Annotated in this window: 25 protein-coding genes; 9 read left to right on the top strand and 16 right to left on the bottom strand. The window is 67.0% G+C overall.

The genetic code is table 11. The features are described 5' to 3' along the window. Positions 1–12 precede the first annotated feature (12 nt). From ACO2SS_RS24180 to ACO2SS_RS24160, 5 genes are all read left to right on the top strand, one after another. Positions 13–1,425: an MATE family efflux transporter gene (locus ACO2SS_RS24180; RefSeq protein WP_423280410.1), complete on the top strand. Its 1,413-nt coding sequence runs from the start codon at positions 13–15 to the stop codon at positions 1,423–1,425. A 212-nt stretch (positions 1,426–1,637) separates the two neighbouring features. Next, the gene (petA, locus tag ACO2SS_RS24175; protein ID WP_423280409.1) at positions 1,638–2,207 is read left to right on the top strand and encodes a ubiquinol-cytochrome c reductase iron-sulfur subunit; all 570 of its coding nucleotides are present in this window, start codon (positions 1,638–1,640) and stop codon (positions 2,205–2,207) included. A gap of 21 nt (positions 2,208–2,228) precedes the next feature. Continuing rightward, entirely contained in the window at positions 2,229–3,506 is a 1,278-nt protein-coding gene (locus ACO2SS_RS24170; protein ID WP_423280408.1) for a cytochrome b, read from the top strand. A 30-nt stretch (positions 3,507–3,536) separates the two neighbouring features. Beyond that, on the top strand, positions 3,537–4,439 hold the full coding sequence (locus ACO2SS_RS24165; RefSeq protein ID WP_423280407.1) for a cytochrome c1: 903 nt from the start codon (positions 3,537–3,539) through the stop codon (positions 4,437–4,439). A 73-nt stretch (positions 4,440–4,512) separates the two neighbouring features. Continuing rightward, positions 4,513–5,388: an S-methyl-5'-thioadenosine phosphorylase gene (locus ACO2SS_RS24160; RefSeq protein ID WP_423280406.1), complete on the top strand. Its 876-nt coding sequence runs from the start codon at positions 4,513–4,515 to the stop codon at positions 5,386–5,388. A gap of 6 nt (positions 5,389–5,394) precedes the next feature. On the opposite strand, the gene ACO2SS_RS24155 is transcribed toward ACO2SS_RS24160, so the two are convergent. Then, entirely contained in the window at positions 5,395–5,586 is a 192-nt protein-coding gene (locus tag ACO2SS_RS24155; protein ID WP_423280405.1) for a hypothetical protein, read from the bottom strand. A gap of 56 nt (positions 5,587–5,642) precedes the next feature. Between ACO2SS_RS24155 and ACO2SS_RS24150 the strand changes: the two genes are divergently transcribed. The 3 genes from ACO2SS_RS24150 to ACO2SS_RS24140 all read left to right on the top strand — a co-directional run bounded on the left by ACO2SS_RS24150 (position 5,643) and on the right by ACO2SS_RS24140 (position 8,610). After that, positions 5,643–6,188: an adenine phosphoribosyltransferase gene (locus ACO2SS_RS24150; RefSeq protein ID WP_423280404.1), complete on the top strand. Its 546-nt coding sequence runs from the start codon at positions 5,643–5,645 to the stop codon at positions 6,186–6,188. 131 nt (positions 6,189–6,319) lie between these two features. Next, positions 6,320–7,417 carry an S-methyl-5-thioribose-1-phosphate isomerase gene (gene mtnA / locus ACO2SS_RS24145; RefSeq protein WP_423280403.1) on the top strand — a complete coding sequence of 366 codons (1,098 nt, stop codon included), beginning with the start codon at positions 6,320–6,322 and terminating at the stop codon, positions 7,415–7,417. Continuing rightward, positions 7,414–8,610, top strand: coding sequence for an adenylate/guanylate cyclase domain-containing protein (locus ACO2SS_RS24140; protein ID WP_423280402.1), 1,197 nt, complete (start codon positions 7,414–7,416; stop codon positions 8,608–8,610). The genes mtnA and ACO2SS_RS24140 overlap by 4 nt, the downstream gene beginning before the upstream one ends. Here ACO2SS_RS24140 and ACO2SS_RS24135 read toward each other — a convergent pair whose 3' ends face one another. The 5 genes from ACO2SS_RS24135 to ACO2SS_RS24115 all read right to left on the bottom strand — a co-directional run bounded on the left by ACO2SS_RS24135 (position 8,611) and on the right by ACO2SS_RS24115 (position 13,158). Further along, positions 8,611–9,651 (bottom strand): MaoC family dehydratase, encoded by a 1,041-nt coding sequence (locus ACO2SS_RS24135; RefSeq protein WP_423280401.1) that lies wholly within the window; start codon positions 9,649–9,651, stop codon positions 8,611–8,613. Positions 9,652–9,660: 9 nt separating this feature from the next. Further along, positions 9,661–10,758: a redox-regulated ATPase YchF gene (ychF, locus tag ACO2SS_RS24130; protein ID WP_423280400.1), complete on the bottom strand. Its 1,098-nt coding sequence runs from the start codon at positions 10,756–10,758 to the stop codon at positions 9,661–9,663. A gap of 66 nt (positions 10,759–10,824) precedes the next feature. After that, positions 10,825–11,409, bottom strand: coding sequence for an aminoacyl-tRNA hydrolase (gene pth, locus ACO2SS_RS24125; protein WP_423280399.1), 585 nt, complete (start codon positions 11,407–11,409; stop codon positions 10,825–10,827). A 54-nt stretch (positions 11,410–11,463) separates the two neighbouring features. After that, positions 11,464–12,075: a 50S ribosomal protein L25/general stress protein Ctc gene (locus tag ACO2SS_RS24120; protein ID WP_423280398.1), complete on the bottom strand. Its 612-nt coding sequence runs from the start codon at positions 12,073–12,075 to the stop codon at positions 11,464–11,466. Positions 12,076–12,312: 237 nt separating this feature from the next. Then, on the bottom strand, positions 12,313–13,158 hold the full coding sequence (locus ACO2SS_RS24115; protein WP_423280397.1) for an outer membrane protein: 846 nt from the start codon (positions 13,156–13,158) through the stop codon (positions 12,313–12,315). Between the two features lie 258 nt (positions 13,159–13,416). Between ACO2SS_RS24115 and ACO2SS_RS24110 the strand changes: the two genes are divergently transcribed. Continuing rightward, entirely contained in the window at positions 13,417–13,557 is a 141-nt protein-coding gene (locus ACO2SS_RS24110) for a hypothetical protein (protein WP_423280396.1), read from the top strand. A 65-nt stretch (positions 13,558–13,622) separates the two neighbouring features. Here ACO2SS_RS24110 and glmM read toward each other — a convergent pair whose 3' ends face one another. From glmM to tolQ, 10 genes are all read right to left on the bottom strand, one after another. Further along, the gene (gene glmM / locus ACO2SS_RS24105; RefSeq protein WP_423280395.1) at positions 13,623–14,963 is read right to left on the bottom strand and encodes a phosphoglucosamine mutase; all 1,341 of its coding nucleotides are present in this window, start codon (positions 14,961–14,963) and stop codon (positions 13,623–13,625) included. Positions 14,964–15,113: 150 nt separating this feature from the next. Beyond that, positions 15,114–17,033, bottom strand: coding sequence for an ATP-dependent zinc metalloprotease FtsH (gene ftsH, locus ACO2SS_RS24100; RefSeq protein WP_423280394.1), 1,920 nt, complete (start codon positions 17,031–17,033; stop codon positions 15,114–15,116). Positions 17,034–17,092: 59 nt separating this feature from the next. Continuing rightward, positions 17,093–18,190 (bottom strand): tRNA lysidine(34) synthetase TilS, encoded by a 1,098-nt coding sequence (gene tilS, locus ACO2SS_RS24095; protein ID WP_423280393.1) that lies wholly within the window; start codon positions 18,188–18,190, stop codon positions 17,093–17,095. After that, the gene (gene ybgF, locus ACO2SS_RS24090; protein WP_423280392.1) at positions 18,187–19,170 is read right to left on the bottom strand and encodes a tol-pal system protein YbgF; all 984 of its coding nucleotides are present in this window, start codon (positions 19,168–19,170) and stop codon (positions 18,187–18,189) included. The genes tilS and ybgF overlap by 4 nt, the downstream gene beginning before the upstream one ends. A gap of 97 nt (positions 19,171–19,267) precedes the next feature. Beyond that, complete coding sequence (gene pal, locus ACO2SS_RS24085) at positions 19,268–19,807, bottom strand: peptidoglycan-associated lipoprotein Pal (RefSeq protein ID WP_423280391.1); 540 nt, start codon at positions 19,805–19,807, stop codon at positions 19,268–19,270. Between the two features lie 213 nt (positions 19,808–20,020). Next, a complete protein-coding gene (locus tag ACO2SS_RS24080; RefSeq protein ID WP_423280390.1) occupies positions 20,021–21,076 on the bottom strand; it encodes a hypothetical protein in 1,056 nt (351 codons plus the stop codon). 131 nt (positions 21,077–21,207) lie between these two features. Then, the gene (gene tolB, locus ACO2SS_RS24075) at positions 21,208–22,536 is read right to left on the bottom strand and encodes a Tol-Pal system beta propeller repeat protein TolB (RefSeq protein WP_423280389.1); all 1,329 of its coding nucleotides are present in this window, start codon (positions 22,534–22,536) and stop codon (positions 21,208–21,210) included. A 39-nt stretch (positions 22,537–22,575) separates the two neighbouring features. Beyond that, a complete protein-coding gene (gene tolA, locus ACO2SS_RS24070; RefSeq protein WP_423280388.1) occupies positions 22,576–23,904 on the bottom strand; it encodes a cell envelope integrity protein TolA in 1,329 nt (442 codons plus the stop codon). Positions 23,905–23,920: 16 nt separating this feature from the next. Further along, positions 23,921–24,367, bottom strand: coding sequence for an ExbD/TolR family protein (locus ACO2SS_RS24065; RefSeq protein WP_423280387.1), 447 nt, complete (start codon positions 24,365–24,367; stop codon positions 23,921–23,923). A gap of 9 nt (positions 24,368–24,376) precedes the next feature. Next, positions 24,377–25,087: a protein TolQ gene (tolQ, locus tag ACO2SS_RS24060; RefSeq protein ID WP_423280386.1), complete on the bottom strand. Its 711-nt coding sequence runs from the start codon at positions 25,085–25,087 to the stop codon at positions 24,377–24,379. Between the last annotated feature and the right edge of the window lie 169 nt (positions 25,088–25,256).

Genomic DNA, 25,256 nt, shown 5'->3' with positions numbered 1-25,256 from the left:
TACACGCTGCCCATGATCCAGGCAGGTGTGGGCGCGATCGAGCGCCGGGATGAGTACAGGGCCGCGTGGCTGCGCGAGGTCGCCGCAACCCTCGCGCTCGCCTGGCCGATGATCCTGTCCAACGTGGCCGGGACGGCGCTCGCCACCATGGACGTCATCCTCATCGGCCGGCTCGGGCCCGAACCCCTGGCCGCGGCCGCGCTCGGCACGAACCTCTATCATGCCGTGATGATCAGCTCGATCGGCCTCGTCACGGCCGTGTCGCCCCTCGTCGCGGCCGAATACGGTCGCGCCCGGCACGCGGTCCGCGACATACGCCGCACCGTGCGCCAGGGCCTCTGGGTCGCGATCGTCATATGCATCCCAGCCTGGCTGCTATTGTCGAGCGGCGAGACCCTGCTGCGAGCGTTCGGGCAGAATCCGGACCTCGCGGCGGCCGGCGGCCGGTATCTCTGGACGCTGCAATGGGCGCTGCTGCCTACCCTCGCCTTCGTCGTGCTGCGCCTGTTCATGGCCGCCCTCGGCCGGCCCGGCTGGGGCCTCGCGGTAGCGCTCGCCGGCCTTCCCCTGAACCTTGTTCTCGCCTGGATGCTGATCTTCGGCCGCCTCGGCGCGCCGGAGTTGGGCCTGGTGGGCGCCGGCATCGCCACGACCATCACGGCCGCGCTCGGCTTCGTGGCGCTCGCCGTCGTCGCAGTGACCGACCGCCATTTCAGGCGCTACCACGTCTTCGGGCGATTCTGGCGGGCGGATTGGGGGCGGTTTCGGGCGATCTGGCGCATCGGCATGCCGATCGCTGCCACGCTGGCCTTCGAGGTGGCGTTCTTCGGTGGGTCCGGCCTGGTCATGGGCATGATCGGCACGACCGAGCTCGCTGCCCACACCATCGCGCTCCAGATCTCGGCCCTCTGCTTCATGGTCCCGCTCGGCATAGCGCAGGCCGCAACCATCCGGGTCGGCCACGCCGTCGGGGCACGCGATCGGCACGCGGTCGGGCGTGCGGGTTGGGCGGCCTTCGGCACCGCCATGGCATTCGGCGGCTTAACGGCGCTCTTGCTGATCGTCGCACCCGGGTTTCTCGTTCGGGCGTTCCTGGACGAGGCGGCACCGGGCAACGCTCCGGTGATTGCCCTCGCGATCCAGTTCCTTTTCTTCGCGGCCGTATTCCAGCTCGCGGACGGCGCGCAGGTCGTGGGCGCCGGCATGCTCCGGGGTCTGAAGGATACACGGCGGCCGATGCTCTTTGCCGCGCTCGGCTATTGGGGAATCGGCACCCCGATCGGACTGGCCCTCGCCTTCCCGGGGAAGCTTGGCGGCGCGGGGCTGTGGATCGGCCTCGCCGTCGGACTTGCCGCCGTATCGCTCCTGCACCTGACGCGCTGGTCGCGGCGCGAGCGGCTCGGGCTTGTGGCCCGCGCGGCGTAAACCGCCCGCCCACCCATGGCCGAACTGAGGCGAAAACGCGTCGTCTCGGCCGTGGACACCGCTTTGGAGCTATGCCAAACAGCCCGCGCGGGTGACCCCTCGTCGCATTGCACGCGCTCGCGCCGCAGTGCTTCTCGGGGCCAAGCTCGGCAGCCGGAAACGCGCCGCCGCCATCCGCCCGTTTTTTGACCGATCCCGCCTGGAGCCGAGACTTGGCAACAACCGCAACCGGAGCGCCGCAACACACCCGACGGGACTTCATGATGATCGCGACCGGCGCCGTCGGCGCCGTCGGTGTCGGCGCCGTCGCTTGGCCCTTCGTCTCCTCGCTGGCGCCGGACGCGCAGACCGTCGCCGCCGGCGCACCCGTCGAGGTCGATCTCGCCCCGGTCTCGCCAGGGCAGATCGTGAAGGTCTTCTGGCGCGGCAAGCTGATCTTCGTGAGGAACCGCACGGAGCAGGAGATCAAGGCCGCGCAGGACGTGAACGTCGCGTCGCTGCCCGACCCGCAGCCCGATTCCTCACGCGTGAAGGAGGGCCATCCGAACATCCTCGTCGTGTATGGCAACTGCACCCATCTGGGCTGCGTGCCGCTCGGCAACGAAGGCCCATACCATGGCTGGTTCTGCCCCTGCCACGGCTCGGTCTTCGATACTTCCGGACGCGTCCGTGCCGGACCGGCCCCCATCAATCTCCCGATCCCGCCCTACACCTTCGTGTCCGACACGAAGATTCGGATCGGCGAGGAGTCGAACGCCGCCCCCAAGGCTGCACACGCGTAAGATCGATACCAGGGCGACGTCATGAGCCAGCACGCCACCACGTATGTTCCGAAGAGCCGCTTTGCGAAGTGGTTCGAGAGCCGGCTTCCGCTGGCAGGTCTCGTCCACTCTTCCTTCATCGCGTTCCCGGTCCCGCGGAACCTGACCTATTTCTGGACCTTCGGGGCGATCCTGGTCTTCATGCTGGGAGCGCAGATCGTCACGGGCGTCTGGCTCGCGATGCACTACACGCCCGAAGCCACGAAGGCGTTCGATTCCGTCGAGCACATCATGCGCGACGTGAACTACGGCTGGCTGCTGCGCTACCTGCACGCCAACGGCGCCTCGATGTTCTTCATCGCGGTCTACATCCACATCTTCCGCGGCCTCTATTACGGGTCGTACAAGGCGCCGCGCGAGATCCTCTGGATCCTCGGCGTGATCATCTTCCTGCTGATGATGGCGACGGCCTTCATGGGCTACGTGCTGCCCTGGGGTCAGATGTCTTTCTGGGGCGCAACCGTCATCACGAACCTGTTCTCGGCGATCCCGATCATCGGCGACACGATCGTCTCGCTCCTCTGGGGCGGGTACTCGGTCGGCAACCCGACGCTGAACCGCTTCTTCGCCCTGCACTACCTCCTGCCCTTCATGATCGCGGGCGTGGTCGTGCTGCACATCTGGGCGCTGCACGTGGTCGGCCAGAACAACCCGACCGGCGTGCCGATCAAGTCGGGCAAGGACGCCGTGCCGTTCACGCCCTACGCGACGATCAAGGACGTGTTCGCCACGATCGTCTTCGTCATGTTCTTCGCCTGGTGGGTGTTCTTCGTGCCGAACTATCTCGGCCATGCGGACAACTACATCCCGGCGAATCCGGCCGTGACGCCCGCGCATATCGTGCCGGAATGGTACTTCCTGCCCTTCTACGCGATCCTTCGCGCGGTTCCGGACAAGCTCGGCGGCGTGATCGCGATGGGCGGTGCGATCGTCGTGCTGGCGTTCCTGCCATGGCTGGATACGTCCCGGGTCCGCTCGGCGAACTACCGGCCGCTGTATCGGCAGTTCTTCTGGGTCTTCGTGGTCGTCTGCATCCTGCTCGGCTGGCTCGGCGCCAAGCCGGCGGAGGGCGGCTACGTGATCGCCTCGCGGATCTGCACGGCCTGGTACTTCATCCACTTCCTCGTCGTCCTGCCGTTGCTCGGGCTCTTCGAGACCCCGAAGCCGCTGCCGTCCTCCATCGCCGAGACGGTGCTTGGAAAGAAGGGCGGGGCCGGGATTCCGGTCGGCGCGACGGCTGAGCCGTCGACCCGCGGCTGACCGGCACGAGATCTCGGGGCTCACACACAGATGAACACCAGACACGCTTTCCTCGCCGTTGCGCTCGCTGTCGCGACGCTCTCCGGCGGGGCCCCCTCGATGGCGGCCGAGGGCACGCCGAACCCACCCCGCGGAAGCTGGAGCTTCTCCGGCGTCTTCGGGACCTACGATCGCGCGCAGTTGCAGCGCGGCTTCAAGGTGTACCGTGAGGTCTGCCAGAGCTGCCACGAGCTGAAGATCCCGTTCCGCACCCTTGCCCAGAACGGCGGCCCTCAGTTCTCCGTGCCCCAGGTCACGGCGCTTGCGGCCGAGTACAAGATCCAGGACGGGCCGAACGATGCCGGCGACATGTTCGAGCGTCCGGGCCGCCCTGCCGATTTCATCCCGGCTCCGTTCCCGAACGAGAACGCGGCTGCCTCGGCCAACGGCGGAAAGGCTCCTCCCCCTCTCCAGCTCATGGCGAAGGCCCGCAGCTTCGAGCGCGGCTTCCCCTGGTTCGTCATCGATGCGCTCCCGTTCCTCCAGTACCAGGAGCATGGGCCGGACTATATCCACGCCCTGCTGACCGGCTACGAGGAGCCGCCGGCCGGCTTCACGGTTCCGCCGGGCGGCCACTACAACAAGTACTTCCCCGGCCATGTGATCGCGATGCCGAAGCCGATCTCCGACGGACAGGTGGAGTATCCCAAGGGGCCTGACGGACGCTCGCCCGTGCCGGAGACCGTGGATCAGTACTCGCGGGATCTGGCTGCGTTCCTGATGTGGACCGCCGAGCCGGCCCTCGAGCAGCGCAAGCGCCTCGGTTTCGTGGTCATCATCTTCCTCGCCGTGTTCGCGTACCTGATGTACTACGTGAAGAAGAAGGTATGGGCGCAGGTCGGCGGCGAGGCCGAAGGTGCTCCGGGCACGGCTCCCCTGGGCCCGACCGGCTGACGAGCGGTACCGCAAGCTTGATTTTGCTCACGATGGCCGGGACAACCCCGGCCATCTTCGTTTTGGGGCGCGCATGACAAAGGCCATCCTCGGGGTCATCGGCGGATCGGGCGTGTACGACCTGCCCGGCATGGAGGATATCCGCGAGGAGCGCGTGGCTTCCCCCTGGGGCGAGCCCTCGGACGCGCTCCGGATCGGACGGATCGCGGATACGACGGTCGTGTTCCTGCCCCGCCACGGGCGCGGCCATCGCTTCGCGCCGTCCGACATCAATTACCGGGCGAATATCGATGCGCTGAAGCGCGCAGGTGTTACGGACATCGTCTCCGTCTCAGCCTGCGGCTCGTTCAAGGAGGAGCTGCCGCCGGGGCGGTTCGTGCTCGTCGACCAGTTCGTCGACCGCACGTTCAAGCGCGAGAGTTCCTTTTTCGGGCAGGGCTGCGTGGCGCATGTCTCGATGGCCCACCCAGTCGGACCACGCCTGCAGCAGCGCATCGCCGAGGCTGCCGCGGCGGAGGGAATCGAGGTCGTCCGGGGCGGAACCTATGTCTGCATGGAGGGTCCGCAATTCTCGAGCCTTGCGGAGTCCCTGTCCTACAAGGCAGCCGGCTACGACGTGATCGGCATGACCAACATGCCGGAGGCGAAGCTCGCCCGGGAGGCCGAGATCACCTACGCCACGATCGCAATGGTGACGGACTACGATTGCTGGCACCCCGAGCACCACGCCGTGGAGGTGTCCGACATCATCGCGGTCGCGAAGGCGAATGCCGGCAATGCTGCGCGCCTCGTGGCGCGCCTCGCCAACGACTTCCCAGCCGAGCGCGAGCGCTGCCCGGCCAAATCCGACCGGGCTCTGGAATACGCCCTCATGACGGCGCCGGCCGCACGGGATCCGGCCCTCGTCGCGAAGCTGGATGCGATCGCCGGGCGGGTGCTCGGGGCCTGAAGCTGTCTAGACCTGGAAGGGTCTGAAGAACGACAGCCCGAGCACGCTCCACACGACCGCCGCGATCAGCCACAGGATGATCCAGACGATGATCGCTGCCGGGATGGCGGCGAGGCTCGCCTTGACGAAGAAGGCGACCAAGCGCCCGAACGGGATGTCGATATCCACCAAGGTCACGGAATTCGTCGGGCCGTTCATCGGTTTGCCTGTCCCAGGTTGACGCCGGGCACGAGTTTGGCATCGGTAGCGGCGCCATGCATCAGCCTCCTTCCCGCGACCTCCGCGACGCCATCCGAACGATCCCCGACTACCCCAAACCCGGGGTGATGTTCCGGGATATCACGACGCTGCTGGGCGATGCTCAGGCCTTCCGGCGCGCCGTCGACGAGCTCGTCCACCCCTATGCCGGCGGCAAGGCCGACAAGGTCGCGGGCATCGAGGCCCGAGGCTTCATCCTGGGCGGCGCGATCGCGCACCAGCTCTCGGCGGGCTTCGTCCCCATCCGCAAAAAGGGGAAGCTTCCGCACAAGACCGTCCGCGTCTCCTACCTGCTCGAATACGGCGAGGACGAGATCGAGATGCATGCGGACGCCCTGGTGAAGGGCGAGCGGGTGATCCTGGTCGATGACCTGGTCGCGACGGGAGGAACGGCGCTCGCCGCCGTTCAACTGCTGCGCCAGATCGGCGCAGACGTGATCGCGGCCTGCTTCGTCATCGACCTACCGGAGCTGGGCGGAGCGGCGAAGCTGCGCGAGGCCGGTGTCGAAGTGCGGAGCCTCATGAGCTTCGACGGGCATTGAGGCGGGCGTGAAGCTCACGTCGAGCTACTGGCGCGCTCCTTTTCGCGTGTGAGCTCCGCACGCGTTCTGGTACTCCGGCTCGCGCATGGCGGCCGTCCTTTCGCGGCCTTACGCCTCGGGCGGGGAGACGAATGAACATCGACGGACGCCATCACCGGACGATCTGGCCTGCCGCGGACGGCGTCACCGTCGAGGTGATCGACCAAACACGGCTCCCGCACGAGATCGTCGTCCGACAGCTCGCGTCGCTCGCCGACGCCGCGGATGCGATCCGAACCATGGTGGTCCGCGGGGCGCCGCTGATCGGTGTCACGGCTGCCTATGGGCTCGCGCTCGCGACGCGGGAGGACGCCTCGGACGAGGGGATCGCGCGGGCGCTCGAGACGCTCGCCGCCACGCGCCCGACGGCCGTCAATCTGCGTTGGGCGCTGGACCGGATCGCCGCCGCGCTGACGGCCCCCGAGGTGAACGACCGGGTCGCAGCCGCCTGGTGTCTGGCCGCGGAAATGGCCGACGAGGATGTTGCGACCTGCCGGGCCATCGGGGAGCACGGCGCCGCGTTGATCCGCGAGGCGCATGAACGGACAGGCCGGACCGTGAACGTCCTGACCCACTGCAATGCCGGGTGGCTCGCGACTGTCGACTGGGGGACCGCGCTCGCGCCGATCTATGTCGCGCACGATTCCGGCATCCCCATCCACGTTTGGGTCGACGAGACCCGGCCGCGCAACCAGGGCGCCGCGCTCACGGCCTTCGAGCTTGGGCACCATGGGGTGCCCCACACAATCCTGGCCGATAATGCCGGCGGCCACATGATGCAGCACCGGCGCGTCGATCTCTGCATCGTCGGCTCCGATCGCACGACCGCGTCCGGGGACGTGGCAAACAAGATCGGCACCTATCTCAAGGCCTTGGCAGCCAGGGACAACGGCGTTCCCTTCTACGCCGCCCTCCCCTCCTCCACGATCGACTGGAGCCTGGACGACGGGGTTTCGGAAATCCCGATCGAGGAGCGCAGCGCACGCGAGGTCACGCACATGACCGGCCGCGCGGAGACCGGCGCCATCGTCACGGTCGAGATCGCCTCTCCCGGATCGGCCGCCGCCAATCCCGCCTTCGACGTCACGCCGGCTCGCCTCGTCAGCGGCATCATCACCGAGCGCGGAGTCGCGCCGGCCAGTCGGGAGGGCTTGGCGAGGCTGTTTCCGGAGTGGGCAGAACCGAGGTGAGCGTCTCCGGAACGGCGCGGGATCTGGCCGCGGCAACGCCCGGCATCCGCGACTGGATCCTCTCGCAGGGACTGGAGGGGACGAGCCTCGCCGCCCTTCTCGAAGGATTCGCTCTGCGCGTGGTCCAGGCCGGACTGCATCTCTCCCGCGCCTATCTCGCCTCCCCCGCCGTGCACCCGGAGATCCGGGCCCTGAACCTGACCTGGCGTCCCTCCACGGGAGTGGTCCGCGAAGGCGTTCGTCATGACCGCTTCCCGAACGTCTTCGAGACGAGCCCGATCGCATTCATGCTCACCAACAACATGGTGCGCCACCGATGGCGGCTCCTGACTCCCGAAGGGCGCGAAGGCTACGCTCTGCTGGAGGAACTCCATGCCGAGGGCGATGCCGAATATGCCGCGCATGTCGTCAAGTTCGGCGGCAGCGCCACGACGGCGCTGCAGGGCGTCGCGCTCACGGTCTGCACCGACCGGGCAGAAGGCTTCCGGCGGGAGGATCTGGCCTTCCTGAATGAGCTGGTCCCGCCGCTCGCGCTCGCCGTGTACCGCATCGCGCTGTTCGACATGATGACCAGCATCCTCAACGCCTATGTCGGGCAGGATGCGGGGCTGCGGATCCTCAACGGCGAAATCCGCCGTGGCCAAGGAAACCGCCTGTCCGCAGCCATCATGATCGCCGATCTGCGCGGGTTCACGGCGGCCTCGGAAAAGGGCGAAGAGGAACTCATCGCCCGCCTAGGCGATCACCTCGCCGCCATCGCGGAACCGATCGAGGCTGCCGGAGGCGAGGTGCTGAAGTTCCTCGGCGACGGGCTCCTCGCGGCCTTCGCCATCGAGGATAGGCCCGAGCCGGCCTGCGCCGCGGCAGTCGCCGCCTCCCTTGGCGCACTCTCACGCAATGATGCCGTCAACGTGAAATACGGCGGCGCGCCAGCGCTCCCGCTCGACATCGCGCTCCATAGCGGGGAGGTCTTTTACGGCAATGTGGGAGGCGGCAGCCGGCTGGATTTCACCGTGATCGGGCCCGCCGTGAACGAGGCGAGCCGGATCGAGGCTCTTTGCGGCGTGCTGGACGTGCCGCTTCTGATGTCGGCCGATTTCGCCAGGCATTGCGGCCACCGAACGGCCAGCCTGGGGCTGCATCGCCTCCGCGGCGTCAGCGAGCCGCGGGAGATCTTTGCGCTCGCGGCCTGATCAGGCTCCGTCGCCCGCGCCGTTTCGGCCGATAAAGCCGCTTCCGTCGAAGGCGAACACCTTCTCGCCCTTCTGATTCCAGCCCGTGTTGTGGCTGAAGGAAATGCCCCAGCCCGGGCGCGATGACGATATCCGCTTGTCCATGACCGTGGTCGCGAAGCGAATCGTGTCGCCGGCGAGGACGGGCTTCAGCCAACGAAGCTTCTTGAAGCCTCGGGAGGGCCCAAACCGCGGCAGCTCCGCGCCGGCCGTCTGCGCGCTCTCGATCGCCTGTGTCCGAGCCTTGACGAGCAGGCTCATCCAGATCGCAGCGGTATGCCAACCGGAGGCGGCGAGCCGGCCGAAATGGCTGCTTCGCGCAGCCTCGTCGCTCACGTGGAAGGGCTGCGGGTCGAAGCGCGTCGCGAAATCGATGATCTCGTCCGGCGTGAAGGCGTGCTCGCCGAGGAAATCCGTTGCACCGACCTCGAGTTCGTCGAAGCTGCGCATCATCTGCGACCGCCCATCCGAACCGGGACGGAGCCCCTCGAACCGTTCCACGGGCCCGCGCGCCAGGCGGGGCTGGTCGTCCCTTTCAGGAGCGGGCGCGCCCGGCCTCCGGCGCTCGAACATGATCGGATTCGCCTGGACCATGACGACCTCACCCGAGCCATTCAGCGTCTCGAGCCGGAACTGGACCACGCCCATTTCCGGGCGGCTCCGCGATGGTTTGGCTTCCGTGATGGTCTGCCGGACAGAGAGGATGTCGCCGGGCAGAACGGGCCTCAGCCATTGCACCTCGTCGATGCCAGGACTGCCCATGCTGGCCGAGCGAAGCAGCCAGCCGTCGCACACCATCCGCATCTGCATAGCGATGGTGTGCCACCCGGACGCGATCAGCCGGCCGACGAACGTATCGCGCGCGCTCTCCTCGCCGAGGTGGAATGGCTGGGCGTCGTACCGGCGGGCGAAGTCGACGATGTCGTCGGCCGTGACTCTCGTATTGCCGAAGGTGGTGGTGGTGCCGGGGACGAGGTCCTCGAAATAGATCTCCGGCATCATCGGCTCCGCTCAGGTGTTGAAGCGGAAATGCAGCACGTCGCCGTCGGCGACAACGTATTCCTTGCCTTCGAGGCGCAGCTTGCCGGCGTCGCGCGCCCCCGCCTCGCCGTTCAGCGACACATAGTCCTGATAGGCGATGGTCTCGGCCCGGATGAAGCCCTTCTCGAAATCCGTATGGATCACGCCCGCAGCCTGCGGTGCGCGGGTGCCTTTGGTGATCGTCCAGGCGCGCGCCTCCTTGGGACCGACCGTGAAGTAGGTGAGCAATCCCAGGAGTTCGTAGCCGGCACGGATGACGCGGTTGAGGCCAGGCTCATCAAGCCCCACGGCCTCGAGATAATCCTTCTGCTCCTCCGGCGGCAGGATGGCGATCTCGCTCTCGATCTTGGCGGAGACCACGACGGCCTTTGCGCCCTCCTCGGCGGCGCGCTCGAAGACGCGTGCCGAGAAGGCATTCCCATCATGCGCGGAGCTCTCCTCGACGTTGCAGACGTAGAGGACGGGCTTCGAACTCAGGAGGCCGAGGGAGTCGAAGAGCTTCTCCTCGTCCGGCTTGCGCTCGACCAGACGGGCCGGCTTGCCGTCGCGAAGCAGGGGCAGGCACCGGTTCACGAGGTCGAGCGTCTCCTTCGCTTCCTTGTCGTTGCCTCGAGCCTTTTTCTCCAGCGCGACGACGCGGCGCTCGAGGCTCTCGAGGTCGGCGAGCATCAACTCGGTCTCGATCGTCTCGATATCGGCGACCGGATCGATCGCGCCCTCGACATGGGTGATGTCCGAATCCTCGAAGCAGCGCACGACGTGAGCGATCGCATCGCATTCGCGGATATTGGCGAGGAACTGGTTGCCGAGCCCCTCCCCCTTCGAGGCGCCGCGCACCAGGCCAGCGATATCCACGAAGGTGAGCCGCGTCGGGATGATCTCCTTGGACCCCGCAATGGCCGCCAGGGTCTCGAGCCGCGGATCGGGGACAGCGACGTCACCGACATTCGGCTCGATGGTGCAGAAGGGATAGTTCGCCGCCTGCGCGGCCGCGGTCTGCGTCAGCGCGTTGAAGAGCGTCGACTTGCCGACATTCGGCAGCCCGACGATGCCGCATTTGAAACCCATGACCTGCTCGATGCTGTTGAGGAGCCCGGTGAGCCCGGCTCCGAATGGGGAGCGGCCGAGCCGCCGTCAAGCCGGGGCGCCGCCTGGCTCCGTCGCGAGATGGACCTTGTTCTGGAAGCTGGCGTCGTCGCCCTTCGCGAGGAGCGCGGCGTTCTGGGCGCAGGCCCGGACGACATCCTCGACCCACGGCCGCTCCGCCTTGGCGAAATCGCTCAGCACGTAGCCGTGGACGAGATCCTTGTGACCGGGATGGCCGATGCCGAGGCGCACGCGCTTGTAGTCGTTGCCGCACAGGGCCGTGATCGACCGCAGGCCGTTATGGCCGGCATTGCCACCGCCGACCTTCACACGCACCTTCGCGGGGGCGAGGTCGAGCTCGTCATGGAAGACGACGAGATCAGGGAGGCCGAGCTTGAAGAAGCGAAGCGCCTCGCCGACAGAGCGACCGGATTCGTTCATGAAGGTCTCCGGCTTGAGCAGCAGGACCTTCTCGCCCCCGATCAGGGCCTCGGTGGCCTGACCCTGAAAACGGCGGCGCCAGGGCTGGGCGGCGTGGACGCGCGCGATCTCGTCCACGACCATGAAGCCGATATTGTGGCGGTTGCCCGCGTACCGGGCGCCCGGATTGCCGAGCCCGACAAAGAGGCGCATGCCGTCCGAGCCTTCGAAACCGAACGTTCAGGCGTCCACAGAGGACGCCCGCGATCAGCTCGCCGCGGGAGCCTCTTCGGCCGCTGCGGTATCGTCCTTGAAGCCCGCCGGGACGGCGATGGTGGCCAGCGTGAAGTCACGGTCGATGACCGGACGTGCGCCAGCCGGCAGCTTCACGGCCGAGACGTGCAGGGAGTCGTTGATGTCGAGGCCCGCCAAGCTCGCGTCGATGGCATCCGGGATCTGGTCGCTCGGCACGATCAGCTCGACCGTGTGACGGACCACATTCAGCGTGCCGCCACGCTTCAGGCCCTGGCAGTTGTCCTGATCGACGAAGTGGACCGGCACCTCGACCGTGATCGTCTGCCCCTCAGCAAGGCGCATGAAATCAACGTGAAGCGGGAAGTCCTTGACCGGATCGAGCTGGTAGTCGCGCGGGATGACCCGCGTGCGGCTGCCTGCAACGTCCAGTTCGAAAATGGTCGTCAGGAAGTGACCAGCGAAGATGATCTGGCGCATCTCGTTGGCGTCGAGGGCGATCGAAACCGCATCAGCGCCACCACCATAGATCACAGCCGGGACGCGACCCAGACGCCGCTCCGCACGGGCACCGCCCTTTCCGGAACGCTCACGGGCAACGGCCTTCAGCTCTCTCACCGCACTCATCGGTTCTCTCCGAAACGTCGAAGGCCGCCATTGCGAGGCGGCCTCTCCTCAGCGGGATCCGAGCCGGCCGGAACCACCGCGAGCGCAAACAGGGCACAAGCTAACCCCGGCGCAGGCCCGCCATATAACGGGAAGGGTCCTGGCGCGCAACCGCCCTGGACCCGTTTTCGGCCGCGCTAGGCCAGAAAAGAAGACGGCGCCGGCTGAGCCGGCGCCGTTCATCAGACCCTCGTCCGCTCAGTACTTGCGGATGAGCGGCGGATCGTAGGCCGGAACGTCCGCGAACAGGTAGCGGAAGCCGACCTTGAAGTCGTGCGAGTCGATGTTGTGGAAGCGCGTCGGCGGCGTGAGGGTACCGTCGAAGCCAACGAGCGTTCCCGTTCGCGCGTCGCCGAGGTTCAGGTAGCGATACGCGAACTCGATCGAGAAGTTCGGCGACACCGCGTAGGCGACACCGGCATGGACCGCCCAAGCGAAGTTCGTCTCCGAATGGGAGCGCGCCGTCGCTTGCCCGATGAGGGGTGGCGCCCCAGGCCCGGGGATGAAGCCCAAGCCGCGATCGGTGAAATCGTGGATCGTATTGTGCGCAAAGCCGATGCCGCCGCCCACGAATGGCGTGAAGCCGTACCAGGTACCGAGATCGAAGTAGACGTTGGCCAGCCCGACCCACTCAGACTTGCTTCCGGTCAGGTCGTTGGTGCCGAAGAAGAAGCCCGGCGTCGAGACGGTGTCGTAGCCGTGGAAATTCGCGCGGGCGCGATACTCGCCGGTGAGGTCGAAGCGCAGCCAGTCGTTGAACTTGTAGCCGACGCCGACGCCCCCGAACGGAGCCGCATCGAAACCCTTCTGCACGTTCGTGAGCGTCGTCCCGGCCGTGATCACCGGATTCGAGAGGCGTTCGACACCCTGATTGCTGAAGCCGATATCGCCGCGGAGATACCAGCCTCCGGCGAACGGGGCAGCCACCTCGAACGGCTCGGGTGCGGGCGGAGGATCGAGGAGATCGGCCGCTTGCGCCGTCATGGATGACGCCGCAACGGCCAGAAATCCCGCCACCGAGGCGTAGACTTTCAAGCTGCCCATGACAGGTCCCTTTGTACTCGGCGGCCATGGGAGAGGACCGCACGCGTTGACGATCGGAAACTTGTCAGACAGGAGTTAAAGGCGGCTTAACCCTAACGGTTATCCTTGCTTAGTTCTTACGACCTAGGTCCTTTCTCTCAGGCCGAAGCATTCTGCCTGTGCAGTTCTGTGCCGATGGCCCGGAAGATTTCGAGCAGGATCAGGTCACCGCGGGGCGCGGTTCACATCGGTGTCATGTCCGCGTGGCTAGCTCCTGGGATGTACCAGGAGCGATACGACCCCTTCCTTCACGCGGACGAAGGTCTGGAGCACGGCTCGACACGCAGCCGGCTCATCATGTTTTCCGCCGTCGTGAGCGGAAGCCTGCTTCTCTATCTCGTCGTGTCTGCGATCGGCTGAGACGGGCGCACGCCTTTCAGCGAAGGTGCCCTCGATCTGACCGATCGCTAGCCGGGATAGACTACTCAGGCGGCGCGCGAGAGCGCGTCCACCACCTCGTCGACCACCTCGTTGACGAGCGCGCGATCGTCCCCTTCCGCCATCACCCGGATGACGGGCTCCGTGCCGGACGGGCGAATAACGAGGCGGCCGCTGCCGCCGAGCCGCTGCTTCGCCGTCTCGATGGCGGTGACCACGGAGTCGCTTTTCAGCGGCTGCCCGCCCTTGGTTCGCACGTTCTTGAGGATCTGCGGAAGCGGTTCGAAGCAGTGGCAGACCTCGGAGACGGGTTTGCCCTGACTCTTCACGACGGAGAGAAGCTGCAGGGCGGCGATGAGGCCGTCACCCGTCGTCGTGTAGTCCGACATGATGATGTGGCCGGACTGCTCGCCGCCGAGATTGTAGCCGTGACTGCGCATGTGCTCGAGCACGTAGCGATCGCCGACCGCGGTGCGGATCAGCTCCAGGCCGAGCCCGCCGAGATACCGCTCGAGCCCGAGATTGGACATGATGGTGGCGACGACGCCGGGTCGCGCCAGACGACCGTCATCGCGCCAGCTCGTGGCGACCACGGCCATGAGTTGGTCGCCATCGACCCGCTGGCCTTTTTCGTCGATGATCAGCACGCGGTCGGCATCGCCGTCGAGCGCGATGCCGATATCCGCCCGCAACTCGCGCACCTTGCGCACCAGCGCATCTGGCGCGGTGGAGCCGACATCGCGGTTGATGTTGAACCCATCAGGCTCGACGCCGATCGAGATCACCTCGGCGCCGAGCTCCCAGAGTGTCTCCGGCGCGACCTTGTAGGCGGCGCCATTCGCGCAATCGACGACGACGCGCAGCCCGTCCAGATCGGACTGGCGCGGCAAAGTGCGCTTCGCAAACTCGATGTATCGGGCCTGGACGCTCTCGATGCGCTTTGCACGGCCAAGATCCGGCGACCTCGCAAGACGGGCCGAGAAATCGGAATCCATAAGGGCCTCGATCTCGCTCTCGGTCTCGTCCGAGAGCTTGAACCCGTCCGGCCCAAAGATCTTGATGCCGTTGTCCTCGTACGGATTGTGCGAGGCCGAGATCATGACGCCGAGGTCGCACCGCATCGCCCGGGTCAGCATGGCGACGGCCGGGGTCGGCATGGGCCCGAGCAGCAGCACATCCATGCCGACCGACGTGAAGCCCGCCTGCAGGGCGGATTCGATCATGTAGCCGGACAGGCGGGTGTCCTTGCCGATTACGACGCGGTGACGGTGATCCCCGCGCTGAAACATCAGGCCGGCAGCCTGCCCGACCTTGAGAGCCAGTTCAGGCGTGATCACGCCGTTCGCGCGGCCGCGAACACCGTCCGTTCCGAAATACTTGCGCGCCATCGTGCTTCCCATTCTTGGCGGCGCCCCTCGCGCAACGTGGCGCCAATCGGGGAACCGCGGTCCCAGACGTACTCCACGCTGGTTGAAGGTTGATGAGCGGGAGTAGCGCCAAAGAAAAAGCCCGCCTGACGGCGGGCTTGTAGGCCGTCATCAGGCCTGGGGCTGGGGCTCCAGCCCACCGGGCTCGCCGCGGGGCCGGTTGCGGCCGGCCTGTGGAACCGGGGAGCCCCGGGACGGGGCCGGCGGCTCGCCGACATCGCGGACGGGCGGCTTGCCGTCGAGCAGATCCTTGATCTCCTCGCCCGAGAGGGTCTCGTATTCGAGCAGGCCGCGGGCAAGCGCCTCCAGGTCCTCGGCCTTCTCCGTCAGGATGCGGCGGGCATCCTCGAGGCCGGTCTCGACGAGGCGGCGCACCTCCGAGTCGATCTTCTGGGCCGTGGCTTCCGACACGTTCTGCTGCCGGTTGACCTGCATGCCGAGGAAGACCTCGTCGTTGTTTTCGCCGTAAGCGACCGTGCCGAGTTCGGGCGAGAAGCCCCAGCGCGTCACCATCATGCGGGCGAGCCGGGTCGCCTGGTCGATGTCGGACTGTGCGCCGGACGTGACCTTCTCGGGGCCGAAGATCATCTCTTCCGCAATGCGGCCGCCCATCATGATGGCGAGTCGCGACGTCATCTGCTCGAAGGACATCGAGAGCTTGTCGCGTTCCGGGAGCTGCATGACCATGCCAAGCGCACGGCCGCGCGGGATGATGGTCGCCTTGTGCACGGGGTCGGTGGCAGGGACGTTCAGCGCGACGATGGCGTGGCCGGCCTCGTGATAGGCGGTCAGCCGCTTCTCGTCGTCGGTCATGACTAGGGTGCGCCGCTCGGCGCCCATCATGACCTTGTCCTTTGCGTCCTCGAATTCGTGCATCGTGACGATGCGCTTGCCGCGGCGGGCAGCAAGAAGCGCGGCCTCGTTCACGAGGTTCATCAGGTCCGCGCCGGAGAAGCCGGGCGTGCCGCGAGCAATCGTCTTCAGGTCGACGTCAGGCGCGAGCGGCACCTTGCGAACGTGGACGCGCAGGATCTTCTCGCGGCCGACGATGTCCGGGTTCGGCACCACGATCTGGCGGTCGAAGCGGCCCGGGCGCAGCAGCGCGGGATCAAGCACGTCCGGCCGGTTGGTTGCCGCGATGATGATGATGCCTTCGTTCGCCTCGAAGCCGTCCATCTCGACCAGGAGCTGATTGAGGGTCTGCTCGCGCTCGTCATTGCCGCCGCCGAGGCCCGCGCCGCGGTGCCGGCCGACGGCATCGATCTCGTCGATGAAGATGATGCAGGGCGCGTTCTTCTTCGCCTGGTCGAACATGTCGCGCACGCGGCTCGCGCCGACGCCGACGAACATCTCGACGAAGTCCGATCCCGAGATCGTGAAGAAGGGGACGTTCGCCTCGCCCGCGACGGCGCGCGCGATGAGCGTCTTGCCGGTGCCGGGCGGGCCGACCAGGAGGCAGCCGCGAGGGATGCGCCCGCCGAGCCGCTGGAACTTCTGCGGGTCGCGCAGGAACTCGACGATCTCCTGCAGGTCGTCCTTGGCCTCGTCGACGCCCGCCACGTCCTCGAAGGTGACGCGGCCATGCGCCTCGGTCAGGAGCTTCGCCTTGGATTTGCCGAAGCCCATGGCACGGCCGGCGCCGGACTGCATCTGGCGCGAGAGGAAGATCCAGGCGCCGATGAAGACGAGGATCGGCAGCCAGTTCACGAGCAGCGCGATGAACCAAGGGGTCGAGTCACCCGCCGGGCGGGCCGTGATCTGGACGCCCTTCTGCTGCAGCTTCGTCACGAGTTGCGGGTCGAAGGGCGCATAGGTCGTGAAGGTGCGACCATCCGTGTAGCTGCCGGAAATCTCCTGGCCGGAGATGACGACGTTCGAGATGCGGCCGTTATCGGCGTCCGTCAGCAGCTGGCTGTAAGCGATATCGCCGCCGCCTCCCCGATGGCCGGGATTCTGGAACAGCGTGACGAGCGCCAGGACCAGAAGGAAGATTATCACCCACAGGGCGAAGTTACGAAAATTCGGATTCATCTCAGCGGGCGGTCCCCGGGACACGTGGCGGCGGGCGCACGCGTCTCCTGCAAGGTAATTTAGGCGCGCCCGGGTTCCCTGCCAAGTGAAGGGCCGTCCGGGATGTCGATCTGGGTTACCGCACCGCCTCGGCCGCGGCGCCGTGTTCCTTCCACCGAGATGGTGAGCATTCCATTCGCGTCGAGGGTGAGCAGCCGTCCCGCGATCGTGCGTCGGACCGATGTGCCCGCCGCGCGAGCCTGCAGCAGCACGGAAAGACACTCCTCCAGGCGCTCAAGCCGGAGATGCCGCGATGCCGGCCCAGGGGGCGCCAAGGCACGTTGAAGAACACGAAGGGCGATCTCCTCCGCCTCGAGGCTGAGCGCCGCGAAGTCCAGGATCATCCCCGCGCGGCCGTGACGCGCGAACCGGGAGAACGCAGAATCCGCCGCCTGATCGAGCGCCTCGTCGGCCCGGGCTAGGCGCTCTCCCAAGCGCCCCAGCCGCACCGCATCCAGACCTTCCGATGCCAGCAGGGGCATTAGCGTCTGCCGCCAGCGCACACGGGCAAAGCGTGCGTGCGCGTTGGACGGGTCTTCGACAAAGGGCCAGGAACGCTCGCGACAGGTCGCCACAAGTCTAGCCTTCGGCAGGTGGAGAAACGGCCGGGCGTGCAGGACATCGCCGCGCGCGACCTCGCGACGCATGCCGCCGAGCCCCGACAACCCGGACCCGGCGGCGAGCCGCAGCATCAACGTTTCCGCCTGATCGTCGAGGGTGTGCGCGGTGAGCAGGTGCGTCGCACCGACCGCACGCGCATGAGCGAGGAGAAGGCCGTAGCGGGCATCTCGGGCTGCGGCCTGTGACACCGGCTGGCCCTTCCGCCCCTCCCAGGTCAGGATCGTATGCGAGAGCGCGAAGCTCCGGGCGAAGGCGCCCACCGCCTCGGCCTCCGGCCGAGAGCCTGGTCGAAGCCCGTGATCGACCGTTGCGACCGACAGAGCCGGCCCACCCCGATCGCGCGTCCATTCAGCGAGGCCCCCTAGGAGCGCCGTCGAGTCAGGTCCGCCGGAGACGGCCGCTAGGACGTGGCGCGCGGCCTCAAGCCCCGCAAAGGCAGCCGCAAAGTCGGCCGCGCCGAGCGCGCCGCAACAAAAGCCTTGATGTCGGCGGCTCACGCCGCGCAGCGAGCCTTTTTCTGCTCGCGGTCGAGGGCCTGCTTCAAGCTGGAAGAGGCCTGCGGGTATTTGCGCTCCACCTCGGCAAAGGTGGCGCAGGCCTGGTCCTTGGCGCCCAGGGCCGTGAGAGAGACCCCGAGCTTCAAGAGGGCATCCGGCGCCTTCGATGAGCGCGCGTGCTCGGTCGACACCTTCAGGAATTGCTCCGCGGCGTCGCGCGGCTTGTTACGCTGAAGATAGCTCTCCCCTAGCCAGTAGGATGCGTCCGCAGCGAGGCGGTCGCGACCATGGGACGCGAGGAACCGCCGGAGGGCGGGCTCGGCCTGGTCCCATTGCCGCTGCCGCACATAGGCGTAGGCGGCCTCGTACTCTTCCTGCACGTCGCTCCTCGCAGCCGAGGGCAGGCTCGCAGTCGAGCGCGGGCCGGCCGGGTTCATACCGGCCACTGCGGGGTTCATGCCGGCGACCGGTCCCCTGGCGGCGGCACCGAGATCGAGCGGAGCGCCGCCGACGGGTGCGCCCTCGCTGAACGCCGTGTCCTCCTCCAGCGCCGCACGGCGGCGAGGCTGGGGCGGGTCGGAGAGCGGCGAGGATGGCGGTGTCATGCCAAGCGGGCGCGGCGCGCCGGGCGCATCAGGATCGCCATCAGGGTCGAAGGCATCGCTGCGGCGATCCGGGCGGCTCGTTGAGGACGGAGGGCGCGGGGTCGTGGACGGCGTGGTCGCCGGGGCGGCCGAGCGTCCGCCGCCCGAGCTCTCCTGGAACCGATACTCGACGTCCTCCTGGAACTTCCGCAGCTGGTCCCTCTGCTGCCGGCTCTCGAACTGCAGCTGCTCGATCTGGCCGGACATCTGCCTGACCTGGCCTTCGAGGCGGTTGAGCCGGACGAGAAGCTCGGCAGCATCCTGGGCGGATGCGGCGCTGGTCAGGAACGTTGTCGCGAGCGCGGCGCTGAGCGCCAGCGCGGCAAGGCGGGCCATGGTTGAACTCCTTCGTGCTCCCGCCTAGCGCGCAATCCGGGCACAAAAAAGTGCCCGGACAAGGCTTTATCCGGCAGAGGAGCGGGAGCGCGGGCGATCAGGACTCGCCGCCGCTCCCGATGACCGTGACGGCGCGGCGATTCTGCGACCAGCACGAGATGTCGTTGCAGACGGCGACCGGTCGCTCCTTGCCGTAGGAGACCGTGCGCATCCGCGACGACGAGATGCCGCGCGAAGCAAGGTAATCACGCACCGTCTGGGCGCGGCGAGCACCGAGCGAGAAGTTGTACTCGCGGGTGCCGCGCTCGTCCGCGTGACCTTCGATCAGGAAGGTATGGCGCGGATAGCGCTGCAGCCATTGCGCCTGGCGGTCGAGCGTTCCGGTGGCCGTGGCCGTGAGGTCGGACGAGTCGGACTCGAAGAAGACGCGGTCGCCGACATTCACGACGAAGTCTTGGGCCGAGCCCGGGGTCGCGGCGCCGCCGGCGCCGAAGCCACCGCGGCCGCCCGCACCCGCGGCAGAGCCATCGGCGAGTTCGTCGGGCGTGGATGAGCAGGCGGCAATCGACAAGGCAGCCGCCATGGCGGTGGCGAGCTTCAGGGCGGTTGCGCCCCGAGCGAGGGACGACAGCGACATTCCAGTGGACTCCTTCACGCAACCCTGGATGCATCCAGGGCTAGCCGCGAGGTGTTAAGGACGGGTTTTATCAACCTTGACGAAGTCTTGCCGCCGCTCCGGAGAGGCGGCGGCGAATCCGAAAGGTCTCGTCAGGGTTAATGCCGGCTGAATTTAGGCAGCCTCTCCCTCGCGGCTCGGCGGAGGGGTCGAATACGAACGACCAGAACGCCTTCAGGCCGCCGAATGCGGGCTCACCTTGTAGCGGCCGTTATCCGTCGGCTTGGCGATGAAATCCGGGAATCGCCGAAGCGTCCAGTTGGCGTTCAGCACGTCCCAGAGCAGGACTGTAGTCTCGGCGTTCACTGCCTTCGTCATGTGAAGCACCGAGTTGTACAGGATGCGCATCTCAGGGCGGTAATGGCCGCTATTGCCGCTCACCGACAGTAGCACGCCGTCCTTCACGACCCACTCACCGGCCCCGATGACACTCGCTCCGCCGATGAAGGTGCTGTGGTGGAACTTCTGCGCCACGCAGACATGCGAGTAGAAGATCGCCCGGTCCTGCGCATTCGAAGTGCAGATCCAGATGCAGGTGCTGCCCTTCCAGATCTCGGGAAGGGATCCGCCGCCGCCGAATCGGGCCGGCTTCTGCCCGCTAGCCTTGACGGCGTCATTCGTCTTCTTCGTGTCGAAAAGCTGCCTGCCGCGATAGAGCTTGTCCTTCACCGTGATGAGATACTGCTCGCGATCGGACCTCTTGAGGTAGTCGACGTCGTTCGCGAGATCCTCGGTCAAGGCATTGTGCCCCAGCCCTTCGTAGATCTTCTGCAGTTCGCGCACCGATCCGGACGAGCCGCTTTGGACGGTCGTGCGGTCCGTCCCGCGCAACCCGATAACCGGCCCGCGAGCAGGCGGCCTTGAAGGGGTGCTGTTCGGCGACTCTTTGACTTCGAAGTAAGTGCCGGTTTGCGCGGCTCCGCTATAAGCGCGAGGCCGGCCTGAAGGCACATTGCCGGTATCGACGTAGTTGTAGTTCGAACCGCCGGAATTCACGTGGTTCTGCGCCGGTGCATTCGGATCGCTGTAATAGGCGCCGGTCGAACTGTTCGGAGCCGTCGAGCGCTGGCCAGGCTGTCCTGGATGGGTTCCAGAGAACAACTGGCCGACAAAGCTGCTGGCTTCCTGGCTCTGCCGATCGCAATCCCGGGCTGGAGTATACTGGTTGCCTCCGACCGAACCCCGCCGACTGCCAGGCGTGTCAACGTTGTTGTAGTAGTCGATCGGCACGAACGCTTCCCTCCGACAAGAGTTGAGGTCTGCTCCGACCGCTAGTGATACACGCCGGATCGGCTCGGCTTAGACGAGAGCCGCCCTGGAAGTAACTAGGGAAGAACTTCGAAAGTCAATGGCGCGAACCATCATTGGTTAGAAAGAAGTGGCGACCACGTGGGGTCGGACGCGTAGGAAGGGGTCGGGATCGGCACTTCCACCTTGCCGGTGATGTCGATCATGTAGAGTTTTCCGCCGGACTGACCGCCTGGATCGCGGAAGATCACCAGATACTGGCCGTTCGGCGCCCAGGACGGCCCCTCGTTGTGGAACCCTTCCGTCAGGATGCGCTCGCCCGAGCCGTCCGGCTTCATGACCCCGATCGCGAAGCCGTTGGCGCTCTGCTTGGTGAAAGCGATGAGATCGCCGCGCGGCGACCAGGCGGGCTGCGAATAGGCACCCTGGCCAAAGGAGATGCGACGGGGAGATGAGCCGTCCGCACCCATCAGATAGATCTGCTGCTTTCCGCCGCGGTCGGACTCGAACACGATCTGCGAGCCGTCCGGCGAATACGAAGCCGAGGTGTCGATCGCGTTCGTGTTGGTCAGGCGGCTCGCCTGTCGCGAGGCGAGATCGTAGGCGTGGATGTTGGAATTCGCGCCGTCCTGCAGGCTGATGAGAAGGCGGCGCCCATCGGGCGAAAAGCGCGGGCTCGCGCTCATCTCCGGAAAGTTACCCACGACCTGCCGGGACCCGGTCTCGAGATTGATGACCTGCACCCGCGGCTGCTGGCCCGAGGCCTGCGACATGAAGGCGATGTCCTGCGTCACAGGCGAGTAGCGGGGGGCGACCGCGAGCGATTCACCTTGCGTCAGAAAACGGACATTGCCGCCGTCCTGGTCCATGACGGCGAGGCGCTTGCGCCGATTCTCCTTCGGGCCGGATTCGTCCACGAAGGCGATGCGGGTATCGAAGAAGCCGCCGACGCCGGTGATCTTCGTATAAACGGCATCCGAAATGATGTGGCTGATCCGGCGCCAGCTCGCCGAATCCGTCGTGTATTGCTGGCCCTGGACCTGTTGTCCCGAGACGAGGTCCCAGAGCCGGAACTCGGCCCGGAGCCGACCGGAGCCGTCCCGCGCCACGCGACCGGTCACCAGGCCTTGCGCGCCGCTTGCCTTCCAGGCTGCGAATTGCGGCGCGGCGTCGAAGGCCGGGCGCTCGGGGAAGCGGGTCTTGTCCAGGACCTGAAAATACCCGGACCGGGTGAGGTTGTTGGCGATGATCCCGCTGATCCTCGGCCCGAGATCCCCCTCGCCGGAGAAATCCGCGATCGCGATCGGGATCGGCTGGAAGTTCCCGCGGCGCACGTCGATGACGAGTTCCGCGCGCGCGGGCTGCACCAGGGCAGGGACGGCAACGCTCGCCGCGAAGGCGGCTGCGAGGGAGTGAAACGAACGGCGGCTGATCGAGGTCATGGCATTCGGGAGGTTGGGGAGCCCGCCACCGAGGGGTGGTTAGCCCAGCTGGCGGGGGTCGAAGTTGACGACCAGATCGCGCCAGTCGTTGTAGAAGGGCGCGAATTGGGCCGGGATGCGGAGCGGGGCACAGCGGCGGGTCGCCCGCGTCGCGCTGTCCGCGACGGTGCGGAATAGTGGATCGCCCGAGCCGTTCATCACCACCGGCTCAGCCGCGAGCGAGCCGTCCTGGTTGAGTTTCACGCGAACCGTGGGAACAGGGGGCCTGTCTGCGGACTGGGCCGCGATCGGCACCTGCCAGCAACGGTGAAGCTGCTCGGACAGGAGCCCGATCAACTGGTCGCGTTGGCTCGGGTTCAGGCGCTGCGAGCTCCCGGTCGCGGTTCCGAGCGAGGCGGTCCGCTGGACCTCCCGGCCGGTCGCACCCGAGGATTGCGACGCCTCCTTGGAGGCGAGGAGTTCGCGGATATCGCCGGGGCTGAACTTCTCGGCCGCTTCGGCCTGCTTACGGGCCTTGGCTTCAGCGTCGGCCTTGGCCTTCGCCTGGGCGAGCGCCTTCGCCCGGGCTTCGGCCTTCGCTTCCGCGATCTCCTTGCGGCGCTCGGCTTCGGCCTCCGCCTTGGCTTTCGCCTCGGCATCGGCGATCGCCTTCAGCTTCGCCTCGAGGTCGGCCTTGGCCTTGGCTTCTGCCACCTGCTTGCGGTGCTCGGCTTCCACCTTCGCCTTGGCGTCCGCCTCGGCTTTCGCCTTCGCCTCGGCCACCTGCTTCCGGCGCTCAGCCTCGGCCTTCGCCTTCGCGGCCTCGACGCGCGCCTTTTCGAGCGCCTCGGCCTCCTGCCTCTCCGCGAGCTTTTGGGCCTCGACGGCCTTCGCTTCGGCAGCAGCCTTGGCTTCGGCGGCCTTCTGCGCCTCGATCTTGGGATCCGGCTTCGGCGGTTCGGGCCTGCTCGGCGGCGCTGGAGCGGCAGCCGGCTCGGGCTTCGCCTCGGCCAGACGCTGTGCGGGGGGCGGCGGCGGGGGAGCCGGGGAGGCCGCAGCCTCCGTATCCTCCTCGGCGAGCTTCACCTCGGCCGGCCGTTTCGGCGGGGCCGGAGCGTCCATCTTCGCCTCGCCAGGATCCCGCTCGACGCGCGTCTCGGCCACGCGGTCGGCGCGCGGCTTGGCATCAGGAAGAGGCTTTGCGGCCTGCCGCTCGCCCTTGGTCATCTCGGAGAACTGGTTCTCCGTCATCACCTCGACCGGGATGCCCTCCTCGGCGTCCGGCAGCTTGCCGGACGAGAGGCCGAACACGGCGGCGAGCAGGAGGGCGCCATGCGCAGCGCCGGAGATCCAGGCTCCCGGCTCGGATCGGTTGAAGGTCAGGCCCACGGGACGCGACGCACCCTCAGCGCTGCTCGGGCTCGGTGACGAGCGCGACGCGCTTGAACCCGCCAGAGGTCACGATGGCCATGACCTCGGCTACGCGGCCGTAATCCACCTTCTTGTCGCCCCGCACAAAGACGCGCTCCTCCTGGCCGTTCTTGGCGATCTGGCCAAGTCGGGGGATGATCTCGTTGTCCTTCAGTTCAGCCTCGGCGAGGAAGACCTGCCCGCTCTGCCGGATGGACAGCATGATGGGCTTCTGGTCGACGTTCAGTTGCGCCGCCTTGGTCTGCGGCAGGTCGAGCGGCACGCCGACCGTCATCAGCGGCGCGGCGACCATGAAGATGATGAGCAATACCAACATGACGTCGATGAACGGCGTCATGTTGATCTCGTTGATGACGCCGGCCCGGCGACCGCGCCGGCGCCTGCGTCCACCGCCGCCGGCGGCTCCGATCATGGCTCCCATCCGCCGACCTCAGGCCGCAAGCGCCATGCGCTCGTCGATCTGCCGGGACAGGATCGCCGAGAACTCGTCCGCGAAGCCTTCGAGGCGTCCCTGCGCCTTCGAGACCTGCGCCTGCAGCTTGTTGTAGGCGAGAACGGCCGGGATCGCAGCAAAGAGGCCGATCGCGGTCGCGAAGAGCGCCTCGGCAATGCCGGGCGCCACGACGGCAAGGCTGGTGTTCTTGGAAGCCGCGATCGACGTGAAGGCCGTCATGATGCCCCAGACGGTGCCGAACAGGCCGATATACGGGCCGGCCGAGCCGATCGAAGCGAGGAAGACGAGCTTGGAATCGAGCCGCTCGACCTCGCGCTGGATGGTCACGTCGAGCACCTTGTCGATCCGCTGGGCGAGGCTGGCGACCTGCCGGCCGGACCCCTCGAAGCTCCGCTTCCACTCGCGCATCGCCGCCACGAAGATCGCCGGCAGGCCGGCCGCGGGTTTGTCCTTCAGCGCCCGGTACAGTTCGTCCAGCGACTGGCCGGACCAGAACACGTCCTCGAACCGGTCCATCTCGGCCCGGGTGCGGCGGAAGAGCAGCGTCTTGTCGATGATGATCGCCCAGCACCAGACGGAGGCGGCCAGAAGACCGATCATGACAAGCTTCACGACCGGGGAGGCGCTCATGAAGAGGCCCCAGAGCGATAGATCGTGGGCGACGGGGAGGGCGTCAGCCGGGTTCATTCTCGACAAGTCCTCATCAGCAGCGCACCGAAGATCTGCGGTCGCGCCGTTCGTCGAAAGATCTCGGGCAGAGCGTCTCTCGGTGTGCCGGAAATCTGTCGAAAGTAAGAGCGCCCGCCTGCATAAGGTTCGCAGATCCCACTTAACACATTGTCAGGGTTAAGGGTGC

The sequence above is a fragment of the Enterovirga sp. CN4-39 genome (assembly GCF_049446235.1).
GTDB lineage: Bacteria > Pseudomonadota > Alphaproteobacteria > Rhizobiales > Beijerinckiaceae > Enterovirga.
Note: the sequence above shows the minus strand (reverse complement) of the source record. Positions and strands in the feature narration are given on the sequence as shown.